This window comes from Limnobacter sp. SAORIC-690 (assembly GCF_002954425.1).
GTDB lineage: Bacteria > Pseudomonadota > Gammaproteobacteria > Burkholderiales > Burkholderiaceae_B > Limnobacter > Limnobacter profundi.
In genome coordinates this window covers 2,295,978-2,308,512 of sequence record NZ_MQVZ01000001.1, presented here as the reverse complement: position 1 = coordinate 2,308,512, position 12,535 = coordinate 2,295,978, and the positions used below count along the sequence as shown (strand labels likewise).

12 protein-coding genes are annotated in these 12,535 nt (G+C 51.4%); all 12 read right to left on the bottom strand.

All coding sequences use genetic code 11. From position 1 onward, the window contains the following. Positions 1-28: 28 nt before the first annotated feature. Positions 29-457: a hypothetical protein gene (locus BSZ31_RS11000; RefSeq protein WP_105028785.1), complete on the bottom strand. Its 429-nt coding sequence runs from the start codon at positions 455-457 to the stop codon at positions 29-31. Positions 458-543: 86 nt separating this feature from the next. Next, positions 544-846, bottom strand: coding sequence for a DUF2818 family protein (locus BSZ31_RS10995; protein ID WP_168426943.1), 303 nt, complete (start codon positions 844-846; stop codon positions 544-546). 42 nt (positions 847-888) lie between these two features. Further along, a complete protein-coding gene (gene nuoN, locus BSZ31_RS10990; RefSeq protein WP_240605694.1) occupies positions 889-2,370 on the bottom strand; it encodes an NADH-quinone oxidoreductase subunit NuoN in 1,482 nt (493 codons plus the stop codon). A gap of 22 nt (positions 2,371-2,392) precedes the next feature. Next, positions 2,393-3,874, bottom strand: a complete 1,482-nt coding sequence (locus BSZ31_RS10985; RefSeq protein ID WP_105028784.1) for an NADH-quinone oxidoreductase subunit M — start codon at positions 3,872-3,874, stop codon at positions 2,393-2,395. A gap of 39 nt (positions 3,875-3,913) precedes the next feature. Then, a complete protein-coding gene (gene nuoL / locus BSZ31_RS10980; RefSeq protein ID WP_105028783.1) occupies positions 3,914-5,896 on the bottom strand; it encodes an NADH-quinone oxidoreductase subunit L in 1,983 nt (660 codons plus the stop codon). A 6-nt stretch (positions 5,897-5,902) separates the two neighbouring features. After that, complete coding sequence (gene nuoK, locus BSZ31_RS10975) at positions 5,903-6,208, bottom strand: NADH-quinone oxidoreductase subunit NuoK (RefSeq protein ID WP_008251215.1); 306 nt, start codon at positions 6,206-6,208, stop codon at positions 5,903-5,905. 16 nt (positions 6,209-6,224) lie between these two features. Further along, positions 6,225-6,857 (bottom strand): NADH-quinone oxidoreductase subunit J, encoded by a 633-nt coding sequence (locus tag BSZ31_RS10970; protein ID WP_105028782.1) that lies wholly within the window; start codon positions 6,855-6,857, stop codon positions 6,225-6,227. 30 nt (positions 6,858-6,887) lie between these two features. Then, entirely contained in the window at positions 6,888-7,379 is a 492-nt protein-coding gene (gene nuoI, locus BSZ31_RS10965; protein ID WP_008251211.1) for an NADH-quinone oxidoreductase subunit NuoI, read from the bottom strand. A gap of 13 nt (positions 7,380-7,392) precedes the next feature. Beyond that, positions 7,393-8,460, bottom strand: coding sequence for an NADH-quinone oxidoreductase subunit NuoH (nuoH, locus tag BSZ31_RS10960; protein ID WP_105028781.1), 1,068 nt, complete (start codon positions 8,458-8,460; stop codon positions 7,393-7,395). Next, entirely contained in the window at positions 8,457-10,733 is a 2,277-nt protein-coding gene (gene nuoG, locus BSZ31_RS10955; protein WP_105028780.1) for an NADH-quinone oxidoreductase subunit NuoG, read from the bottom strand. Before nuoG ends, nuoH begins: the two co-directional genes overlap by 4 nt. Before the next feature lie 20 nt (positions 10,734-10,753). Next, positions 10,754-12,049, bottom strand: a complete 1,296-nt coding sequence (nuoF, locus tag BSZ31_RS10950; protein WP_105028779.1) for an NADH-quinone oxidoreductase subunit NuoF — start codon at positions 12,047-12,049, stop codon at positions 10,754-10,756. Continuing rightward, positions 12,046-12,525 (bottom strand): NADH-quinone oxidoreductase subunit NuoE, encoded by a 480-nt coding sequence (gene nuoE, locus BSZ31_RS10945; RefSeq protein WP_105028778.1) that lies wholly within the window; start codon positions 12,523-12,525, stop codon positions 12,046-12,048. Before nuoE ends, nuoF begins: the two co-directional genes overlap by 4 nt. Positions 12,526-12,535: the final 10 nt, after the last annotated feature.

Below are 12,535 nucleotides of genomic sequence, written 5' to 3'. Positions count from 1 at the left end.
GTCGGCGTTTTTGTCAGCGACAAAGCAATCAAGATGCCAAATCGGTTGTGGTTGCATTCAATAGTTCAAAATTTTCATTCGCGTCAATCTCGAAGGTGTATTCCCCTTTGAGCAAATCGGTCACGTAGGCAAATTTGCCATTGACTGTTACACCATCCAGCGTCAGCTCGTAGTAACAAGCTGCTGTTTGCCCACACCCTTGCTCAAACAACCTGCGACTGGTTTCCTCATCAATCCAGTCCACAGAATATTTCTGGTCCGCAATGTGAATCGTGACCGGTTTCCATTCTGTTTCACAGAAGTTCTCGATCACCTGAGCACCCGCCGACTTGTAAACCAACTCACAATCAGTTTTGGCAAGAAACTGCAATTTTCGAGTGGTAACTTCCGGCGAATTTGTGCACGCTGCAAGTACGAATAAGGCGGGTGCAATTACGCCGATCAGCAAACGTTTCATAACAGGGTTTCCTTGAAAGGACGTTTACTTTCAACGCAAGACAGGTGCAGTGGGAGTACAGACAAAAAAGACGGCGGAATGCGAACCTAACCTTTCGGCGATCGCCACAGGAAACGGTACACAAACCCTGGAAAAGCAAACACAAGAAACAGGCAAGCTGTTAAGGCATAAAATTCCCAGCGCTGGGGAGTTACCTGGCTCAAGCTTCCTTCAATTGCGAAACCGATCAGGCCAACAATGAAGTAGCCTGCGATTACCTCAATCACCCGGGTCCAACCGCCCTTTTTGGCCACAGGCAAAACACCCATAATGCGGTTGCTTACAAAAGGCAGGTTCGCAAACAGCAAGGCCAAGCCAAACAACAACCAATGCCCGATCGTTTGCGTCAAAACCTACCTCCCGTGAATACTCAAAAAAGCCGAATTTATTAATTAACCAGCCAGTGTTTGCTGAATTGCAGTCATGCAATAAGCCATTAGAGGCGCAGGCAGCAAGCCCAGCGCGATCACAGCCAAGCCGTTCAAACCCAACACGGCGCGTGCATCATTACCCATCACAATTTCAGTTTCATCAGCAGGGACTTCAAAATACATCGTTTTCACAATACGAATGTAATAGAAAGCACCCACCAGGCTGAACATCACTGCATAGACAGTCAACCAAACCTGACCAGTGGCCAACAAGGCTTTCAAAACTGCCAACTTGGCAGCAAAACCCACCATGGGTGGAATACCCGCCAGCGAGAACATCAGCAACAACATAATCAAGGCCAACCATGGTGCACGCTTGTTCAACCCTTTCAGATCACTGATATTTTCAACCTCGAAACCTTTGCGCGACATCACCATAATCACGCCAAAGGTACCGAGGGTGGTCAGCACATAGGTAATGCTGTAGAACATGGCCGAGGAATAAGCCTGGGCAGCATTGCCAGTGTCTTGCCCGGCGCCTTGACCACTGACGCCGGAGAGGAAACCCAGCAACATGAAGCCCATTTGCGCAATGGTTGAATACGCCAACATGCGTTTCAAGCTGGTTTGTGCAATCGCGGTGAGGTTGCCTATGGCCAGCGAGGCAATTGCCAAAACCATCAACATGTTTTGCCAGTCAAATGCCATCACGAAAAGACCATCCACCAGCAGGCGCATCAACATGGCAAATGCAGCCAGTTTGGGTGCGCCACTGATCAGCAAGGTCGAGATGGAAGGCGAACCCTGATACACATCAGGTACCCACATGTGGAAAGGAACCACACCCAGCTTGAAGGCGAGGCCAGCCACCAGAAACACGATACCAAATACAAAAACAATTGATTTTTGGCCCGACACAGCTGCGGTTGCAGCAAATGCGATATCAGCGTGATTCAACGACCCTGTGGCGCCGTAAATCATCGACATGCCATACAACAGGAAACCTGAAGCCAAGGCGCCAAGAACAAAATACTTCATCGCCGCTTCGGTAGCGCGTACATTGTCTCGCTGCATGGCCACGGCGGCATACAGGCTAAGCGACAACAGTTCGACACCCAGGTACACCAACAACAGGTTGTTGGCAGAAATCATGATCATCTGGCCAAGCAAGGCAAACAACACCAAGGCGTGCAGCTCTCCTTTGAACATGTCACGGTCTTTGGCATAGCTCGCACCCACTATCAGGGTGAATGCAATGGCCAGGGCAGAAAAGCCTTTCAACACCAACGCCATGCTGTCAGCAATGTACATATTGGAGAAAGCCAGCTCGGTACCTGCCGTAGGTACCTGCGACAAACAATACGCACCAAGACCGATACAGAACAACACCACAATATTGTGCAGCATTGGCAAAATGCGGCCCTTGGTCACGCTGTCGGCAATCAGAAACGCGCAGGCGAAAAGTGCCAGGGCAATTTCAGGAATAGCGAGTGAGAGATTCATCTGATCCACGAACATTCCTCAATTAAAGCTTGGACTGAGCCACATGTTGCAACAGAGCATCAACAGACACCTGCAACACATCAGTAAAAGGTTTGGGGTACAGGCCCATGGCCATGACCAGAATTGCCAATGCACCCAGCATCAAGAATTCACGGGTGTTCACATCGGTCAATTCTTTCACGTTGTCGTTGGCTACCTCACCAAACACCACGCGCTTGTACATCCACAACGAATAAGCCGCACCAAAAATAAGGGTGGTCGCAGCCAGTAAACCAATCCAGAAGTTGTACTTCACTGCACCCAGAATCACCATGAACTCGCCCACAAAACCACTGGTGGCTGGAAGACCCGAGTTGGCCATTGCAAACAACAGGAAAAACGCTGCAAATTTGGGCATGGTGTTCACAACGCCACCATATGCAGAAATTTCACGGCTGTGAACGCGGTCGTAAAGTACACCAATACACAGGAACATGGCGCCCGAGACAAAACCGTGAGAAATCATCTGGATGATGGCGCCCTGCACTGCCAGGTCCTGAAACATGAAGAAACCCAAGGTGACAAAGCCCATGTGTGCGATGGATGAATAAGCCACCAGCTTTTTCATGTCTTTCTGAACCAAGGCAACCACACCGATATACACCACTGCGATCAGCGACAAAGTAATCATGAAGCCGGCCAGTTCATGGCTTGCATCTGGGGCAATCGGCATACTGAAACGCAGGAAGCCGTAAGCACCCAGCTTCAACATGATTGCAGCCAGTACCACGGAACCACCCGTGGGCGCTTCAACGTGCGCATCTGGCAACCAAGTGTGAACTGGCCACATAGGCACCTTCACGGCAAACGCCATGAGGAAAGCCAGGAAAATCAGTGTTTGCTCAGTCATGCCCAAGGGCAATTTATGCCATGCCGCAATTTCGAACGTGCCTGACTGGAATTGCAGATAAATGATCGCAACCAAGGTGAGCAAAGAACCCAGCAGGGTGTACAAGAAGAACTTGAAGGCCGCATAAATTCGGTTAGGACCCCCCCACACACCCACGATGATGTACATCGGGATCAGCGTTGCTTCAAAGAATACATAAAACAGCAAACCATCGGTGGCAGCAAAAACACCCACCATCAAGCCCGACAAAATCAGGAAAGCGGCCATGTACTGCGCAACTTTCTCGGTGATTACTTCCCAAGCTGCCACCACCACAAAGATGGTGATGAGTGCTGTCAATATGACAAACCACACCGACAAACCATCAACGCCCAGACCATACGAAGCGCCGAAGGCTTCAATCCAGGGCAAGTTCTCGACAAACTGCAATTGGGCGGTGCTGGTGTCAAAACCGAAGTACAAAGGCAAGGTAACCAGAAAACTAATTAGCGCTGCAATCAGGGAGGCACCCCGCACGGCACCTGCGTTTTTGTCATTGCCCAAGGCCATGATCAAAACACCAAAGGCAATTGGCAGCCAGATCGCCAAACTTAGATAAGGAATATTGTTAGACATTGATATTTTCCAATCGTAAGAACCGAGGTTCCGCCTTTGTTATTTGAGTGTGATGAAAGTGATGATCATGGCCAACACGCCAAGAATCATCGCGAACGCATAGTGGTAAATAAAACCACTTTGCGCGAATCGAACCACACCCGAGATCAAACCTACCAGTTTGGCACTGCCATTGACCAATAAACCATCGATCAACATGCGGTCACCAAACTTCCAAAGCGCCTCGCCCAGGCCACGGGCCCCACCGGCAAACACCACTTCGTTGAACTTGTCCATGTAGTACTTGTTGTCCAGCAAAGTGTGCACTGGCTTCAAAGCCTTCATGAACGCTGCCGGAATCGCTGGTACCCACAGGTAGCAAACTGCTGCGGCAACCACACCGCCCAAGGCGAGCCAGAATGGCGCCGTTTGCAAAGAATGAACACCCATGGCCGCGGCACCATGGAAAATACTGCTGAGGCCTGCCATTGCACCGTGTTCTGGATTAATCGTGATCACACCCTCAAAAAAGGTGCCATGCAACATGGGCTCAACCGCAATATAACCAATGATGACCGAGGGAATTGCCAGCAAGATCAAGGGCAAGGTAACCACCCAGCGTGATTCGTGCGGCTGTACTGGTCCGTGATGGGCATGATGATCATCACCGTGGTCGTCATGGTGCTGAACGTCATGGAAACGCTCTTTGCCATGGAACACCAGGAAATACATGCGGAAGCTGTAGAACGCAGTGATGAACACACCAGCCACCACTGCGAAATAAGCAAAGTCGGCCGCTGGCAGGGTACTGAAGTGCACTGCCTCGATAATGCTGTCTTTCGAGTAAAAACCTGAGAAGAACGGCGTACCAATCAAAGCAAGCGACCCCAACAAGGAAGTGAGCCATGTAATTGGCATGTACTTCCAAAGCCCGCCCATGTGGCGAATGTCCTGATCGTGGTGCATGCCGATAATCACGGAACCCGCGCCCAGGAACAACAAGGCCTTGAAGAAAGCGTGCGTCATTAGATGGAAAATGGCGACGGGGTAAGCGGACACACCCAGGGCCACTGTCATATAACCCAACTGCGATAGCGTTGAATACGCAACCACTCGTTTGATGTCGTTTTGAATGATGCCCAGAAAGCCCATGAACAGCGCAGTGATTGAACCTATCACCAACACAAAGTTCAAGGCGATGTCGCTGAGTTCAAATAACGGTGACATCCGGCTGACCATGAAAATACCTGCGGTCACCATGGTGGCTGCGTGAATCAAGGCGGAGATCGGTGTGGGGCCTTCCATTGAATCGGGCAGCCACACATGCAGCGGGAATTGGGCTGACTTGCCCATGGCACCGATAAACAGGCAGATACAGGCTACGGCCAGTAAAGGCCAGTCAGTGCCTGGCATGGTTTGGCCAGCAAGGTTATCTGCTTGCGCAAACACCTCGGCGTAGTTCATGGAACCCGCGGAAGCCATAATCAAGCCAATCCCGAGAATAAAACCGAAGTCGCCCACTCGGTTTACGAGAAACGCTTTCAGGTTGGCGTAAATGGCTGTTGGCTTGGTGTACCAAAAACCAATCAGCAGGTATGAAACAAGACCCACCGCTTCCCAGCCAAAGAACAACTGCAGGAAGTTGTTGCTCATCACAAGCATCAACATGGAGAAGGTGAACAGCGAAATATAAGAGAAGAAGCGCTGATAACCTTCGTCTTCCTCCATATAGCCAATCGTATAGATATGCACCATGAGTGACACACTGGTCACCACCAACATCATCGTGGCTGTCAGGGTATCAATCAGGAAACCGACTTCAAACACCAAAGTGCCCACAACAGCCCATTCATAGAGGGTGCCGTTGAAGGTATTGCCCTCCATCACGTCCATGAACACCAGAATGGAAGCAATCAGGGAAATAGCAACGCCAGCAATGGTTGCTGTGTGCGCACCAGCACGGCCAATTTGCTTGCCGAAGAAACCGGCAAGAATGGCGCCGACCAGCGGAGCAAACGGAACGATCAAATACAAGGGATTCATTCGCGCTTACCCCTTTAGCTGGTCGAGATCTTCGACGTTGATTGAATTCATGTTGCGGAAAAGGACCACCAGAATTGCCAAACCAATTGCGGACTCGGCGGCGGCCACTGTGAGAATAAAGAAAACGAACAACTGCCCGGACAAATCGCCCAAGAAGTGAGAAAACGCAACGAAGTTCATGTTCACGGCCAGAAGCATCAGTTCAATGGCCATCAGAATCACGATCAGGTTTTTGCGGTTCAGGAAAATGCCAATCACGCTGATCGAGAACAAAATCGCGCCCAGCACGAGGTAATGAGAAAGTGAAATCATTGTTGTCTATTCCCGGTTAGGCTTGGCGACCGTCAGTGGTGTCGCTTTTGGTTTGTTTGCGGTCAAGATCAGCAGGCATGCTCACAAGCTTCACGCGGTCAGTTGACTTCACGCGAACCTGGTCTGAAGGCACCTGGCCTTTTGTGTCCTTGCGCTTGCGCAAGGTCAGCGCGATCGCCGCAACCATCGCCACCAACAAAATCAAGGCAGCCACTTCAAACGGATACAAATACTCGGTGTACAGCAACTTACCCAAGGCTTGAGTGTTGTTGGCAGCCTGTTCTGGAGTTTCCAGATTGGGGTCCCAAAAGCCACGCAGCAATACTACTGACATTTGGAAAGCGATCAGCGAGCCGACGATGGCAGCCACCGGCAGGTTTTTCCAGAAGCCAGCACGTACCTTGTCCATGTTCACATCGACCATCATGACCACGAACAGGAACAGCACCATCACCGCACCTACATAAACCAGCACCAGTGAAATGGCCAGGAACTCGGCTTCCAGCAACATCCACAGGGCAGATGCAGAGAAAAACGAAAGGACCAGGTACAAAGCTGCATGTACAGCATTGCTGGCGGTGATTACGCGCACCGCTGCAAATACCAAAATGGCGGCGAACACATAAAAGAAACCGGTTATTGCATCCATTGCATTTAGTCTTCTAAGTTTTGTATCGAGTTAACGGTAGGCCGCATCGGCTTCGCGGTTGGCTGCAATTTCAGCCTCATAACGATCGCCCACAGCCAGCAGCATTTCTTTGGTGAAATACAAATCACCGCGCTTCTCACCGTGATATTCGTGAATATGTGTTTCTACAATTGAATCCACCGGGCACGATTCTTCACAGAAACCGCAAAAAATACACTTGGTCAAATCAATGTCGTAACGGCTGGTCCGGCGTGTGCCGTCTTCGCGCTGTTCCGATTCAATCGTAATTGCCATGGCCGGGCATACTGCCTCACACAATTTGCATGCAATACAGCGCTCTTCGCCATTTTCATAGCGACGCAAGGCGTGCAATCCACGAAAACGTGGCGACATCGGTGTTTTCTCCATCGGGTAAAGCACCGTGATGGGTTGAGTGAACATATAACCCATGGTGAGCGCCATGCCTTTCAGCATCTCGCGCAGCAACAGACTGTTCAAAAATTCTTTAACAACTTGAAACATGGTTCGCTCTCAATTAATTCCAGATGTTCCAGGGAGTCTGCATCCAGGCAGCAACCACCACCAGCCAAACCAGTGTCAACGGAATGAACACCTTCCAGCCCAGACGCATGATCTGGTCGTAGCGGTAACGCGGGAATGATGCACGGAACCAGATGAACATCGACACCAGCAAGAAGGTTTTAATACCCAGCCAGATCCAGCCTGGAATGAAACTCAGGAATGCGACTGGCGCGTCCCAACCACCGAAGAACATGATCGCAGCCAAACAGGACAGCAAAATCATGTTGGCGTATTCGGCCAGGAAGAAAATGGCAAAGGTCATGCCGGAATATTCCACCATGTGACCCGCCACAATTTCGGATTCCCCTTCAACCACGTCAAAGGGGTGGCGGTTGGTTTCAGCCACCGCAGAGATCATGTAGATCACCAACAAGGGCAACAAAGGCAACCAGTTCCAGGACAGGAAGTTCAAGCCCATATCGGCGAACTGACCGGTGGTTTGAGTCATCACAATGTCAGTCATGTTCAGGCTGCCCGCCACCAGCAATACAGTGACCAGCACAAAACCAATCGCCAATTCATAGGACACCATTTGCGCAGAAGCACGCATGGCGGCCAGGAAGGCGTACTTGGAGTTGGATGCCCAGCCTGCAATGATCACGCCATACACCTCAAGCGATGTAATGGCCATGAGGTAAAGCAAACCAGCATTCACATTGGCCAAAACGGTTTCTGGCCCAAACGGGATGACTGCCCATGCCGCCAAGGCCGGCATGATGGTCATGATCGGCGCGATGATGAACAAGCCTTTGTTGGCGTTCATCGGCACGATGATTTCCTTGAACATCATCTTGACCGCGTCGGCGATCGGCTGAAGCAAACCCATTGGGCCCACATAACTTGGACCCATGCGAATGTGCATGCGGCCAATCATTTTGCGTTCCCAATAGGTCAGATAAGCGACGCAACCCAACAACGGCAAGGTGATTGTCAAGATCTTGATCAGAGTCCAAACGGGCACCCAGGCTGGTCCGAGTAAATCAGAACCAAAGGTCGTGATCATGTCGATGGGTGAACTCATGCCTGCACCTCGCTGGCCACCACTGCCTCGACCGTAACACCCCCAAACACGGTGCGCAGGCTTTGCGAATCCACACGCCCCATTGGCACCAACACTGTGTTGTCAGCAATTGTTTTATTCACTAGAACCGCAGCCCGCAACGTGCCGCCCTCAGAGTCTGTCAATTGAATTTTGTCACCAGACTTGACACCCAATAACCCGGCTGTTTGCGCACTGATTTGTGCAAGTGCCGGTTTGGCGGCCTTGGTTTTGCGCAGCGAGTCGGCACGACGAACCAATGCATCGGTGTCGTAAATTGGCGCAAAAGCAGCCAATTCAAGGTTTCCACTTAGAGCCACTCCGGCCACCGTTTGTTCAGGAATCGTATTGCTCAGCGAAGCAGCAAGATTGGCAGGCAAGAATGCTTTCAATACTTCTTCAGAACTGTTGAACTCAAAACCTTCCAGGCCCAGCAAATTGCCCAACACTCGCAACACCTTCCAGCCTGGGCGTGTTTCACCCAGAGGGCGAACCGCCGCTTTGAATGTTTGAGCAGTGCCTGCGATGTTGATGAAAGTGCCCGAGGTTTCAGTGCTGGGCGCAATGGGCAACAACACATCCGCATACTGCTTGGCATTGCCCACAAACGCACTGGCTTGTACCACAAATTCCGCATCGATCAGACCGCGCACAATCTTCTGTCCCTGCACGCTGTCCAAGTCTGGTTCAGCACCAAAAACAATGGCTGCTTTGGCCTTGCCATCCAGCATGGTTTGGGCGTTTTTGCCACCATGGGCGCTGGCTTGAATGCCTGCCACGAAAGACCCGACCCAATTGGCACCATCGCCCAGGAAGCCCAATGTGGCACCTGTTGATTTGGCCAACTCGACCGCCTTGGCCAACACTTGGCCTGCAAATGGGCTCATCAACACCTGTTGGCCGATCAACACAAACTTGCCACCTTCAGGCGCGCTTAGTGCGTTGGGCACAGCATCGTGCCCCAAAGTGTCAGCCCACTTGGAAGGAGCAGCCTTCAGCCACACGGCTTTTGGCATCAATGGATCCAATCCACCTGCATTCACCAGCACCACACGGGCGCCCTGCTTTGCAGCTTGGCGAATACGCTGGGTCAGCAAAGGCTGATCATTGCGGGGGTCAGCACCCACTACAACGATGGATTCCGCATCCGCCAACTGTTGAATTGAGGTACCCAACCAAGGCTTGGCACCGACCAGGTTCAAGTTTGCACTGTGCCGCAAGCCTGCATCAATGCTTGTTGAACCAAGGCCTGTCATCAAGGCTTTGGCCAAGGCCATTTCCTCGAAGCTGCTGTTCGGTGAAACCAACATCGCAATGCTGTTCAGGTCCGTCGATTCCCGGCGGGCTTTCTTCAAACCTTCAAACGCCACATTCAGCGCGGTTTGCCAGTCGGTTGTTACCCACTGACCGTTCTTCTTGATCATCGGTTCAGTCAGACGATCAGTTGCCAGCAAGCCTTCGTAACTAAAACGGTCACGGTCCGAAATCCAGCACTCGTTCACACTGTCATTTTCTTGCGGAACAATGCGCATGACTTTGTCGGCTTTGACCTGAACCACCACGTTAGAACCCAGACTGTCATGGGCGGCAACTGACTTGCGACGCGCCATTTCCCAAGTGCGGGCGTTGTAACGGAAAGGCTTGGATGTGAGTGCGCCCACGGGACACAGATCAATCATGTTGCCCGACAATTCTGAATCCACAGAATTGCCCACAAAGCTCAGAATTTCTGAATGTTCACCGCGATTGGCCATGCCCAGTTCCATGACGCCTGCCACTTCCTGGCCAAAACGCACGCAACGTGTACAGTGAATGCAACGGCTCATTTCCTGCGCGGAAACCAGCGGGCCGATGTCTTTGTAAAATACAACGCGCTTTTCTTCCTGATAGCGTGAAGACACGCCACCGTAACCCACTGCGATGTCCTGCAACTGACACTCGCCACCTTGGTCGCAAATCGGGCAATCAAGCGGGTGATTAATCAGCAAAAATTCCATGACGCTTTTTTGGGCGTTCACGGCTTTTTCGCTTTTGGTGCGAACAATCATGCCGGGCGACACAGGCGTGGCGCAAGCGGGCAAAGGCTTGGGCGCTTTTTCTACATCGACCAGACACATGCGGCAGTTGGCCGCAATCGACAATTTTTTGTGATAGCAAAAGTGAGGCACATAGCTGCCTGCCTTCTCAGCAGCGTCCATGAGCATGCTGCCCTCGGCCACTTCAACTTTTACACCATCAATCTCTAGTTCAACCATTTGTATCTACCCGCAGGGAATCAAACGTAAGCCGGCACAATGCACGACTTGTGTGTGATGTGATGCTCAAATTCTTCATGGAAATGTTTCAGGAAAGCACGAACTGGCATGGCAGCAGCATCGCCCAACGCACAAATGGTGCGACCCTGAATGTTGTCGGCAATCGAGTTCAACATGTCCAGGTCTTCAGGGCGACCTTCTCCGTGTTCAATGCGGTTGATGATTCGGTACAACCAACCTGTGCCTTCACGGCAAGGCGTACATTGGCCACAGCTTTCTTCGTAATAAAAATAAGAAAGGCGCAACAGGCTTTTCACCATGCAGCGTGTTTCGTCCATCACGATGACCGCACCTGAACCCAACATAGAGCCCGCTTTTGCGATGGAGTCGTAGTCCATGTCGGTGGCCATCATCACGTCACCTGGCAACACGGGCATGGATGAACCACCCGGAATCACAGCCTTGATCTTGCGGCCACCCTTCATGCCACCAGCCATTTCAAGCAAGGTTGCAAAGGGTGTTCCCAGAGGAATTTCGTAGTTGCCGGGCTTTTCAACATCGCCGGAGATCGAGAAAATCTTCGTACCACCGTTGTTAGGCTTACCCAGCTCGAGAAACCAGTCGCCACCGTTCTGAATAATGAATGGCACCGCAGCGAATGTTTCTGTGTTGTTAATGGTGGTGGGCTTGCCGTAAATGCCGTAGGAAGCCGGAAACGGTGGCTTGAAACGGGGCTGACCCTTTTTACCTTCGATAGACTCAATCAGCGCGGTTTCTTCACCGCAAATATAAGCGCCATAACCTTGGTGTGCATGCAGCTGGAAGCTAAACTTCGAGCCCATGATGTTATCGCCCAGGTAGCCTGCAGCGCGAGCCTGTTCCAGTGCTTCTTCAAAGCGTTCGTAGGTTTCCCAGATCTCGCCGTGAATGTAGTTGTAACCCACGGAAATGCCCATGGCGTAGGCGGCGATCGCCATGCCTTCGATGACTGAGTGCGGGTTGTAACGCAAAATGTCGCGGTCTTTAAATGTGCCAGGCTCGCCCTCATCCGAGTTACAGGCCAAATACTTTTGCCCTGGAAACTGGCGGGGCATGAAGCTCCATTTCAGGCCGGTTGGAAAACCTGCGCCTCCACGACCGCGCAACGCAGACATCTTCACTTCTGCAATGACGTCTTCTTGAGAAATTCCTTCTGTCAGGATTTTGCGCAGCGCCTTGTAACCACCACGTGCTTCGTAACCTTTCAGGTCCCAGTTGCTGCCATCGAGACCAGCCAAAATTACCGGGTTAATGTGTCGTCCGTGCAAACAAGTCATGACTTCAACTCCTCTACCAGCGCATCGATTTTCTCGTTGCTCATAAAACTGCACATGCGGTGGTTGTTCACCAACATCACTGGGGAATCGCCGCAAGCGCCCATGCACTCACCTTCTTTCAGGGTGAACAGGCCGTCTTTGGTGGTCTCGTTGTAATCAATACCCAGTTTTTTCTTCAAGTATTCAGCCGCGTCGGTACCGCCGGACAATGCACATGGCAAGTTCGTACACACAACAATCTTCGACTTGCCCACTTTTTTGGTGTCGTACATGTTGTAGAACGTGGCCACTTCATACGCAGCAATCGGTGGAATTTCCAGGTATTCGGCAACTGCCTCGATTGCATCGGTAGGCAACCAGCCAAGTTCCACCTGGGCAATGCGCAAGCCCGCCATGACAGCCGAAATTTTTTGGTCAGCCGGGTATTTGGTCAGTTCTTTGTCTATCAAACGATAGGCGTTTTCGCTCAACTTCATGATTCAATTC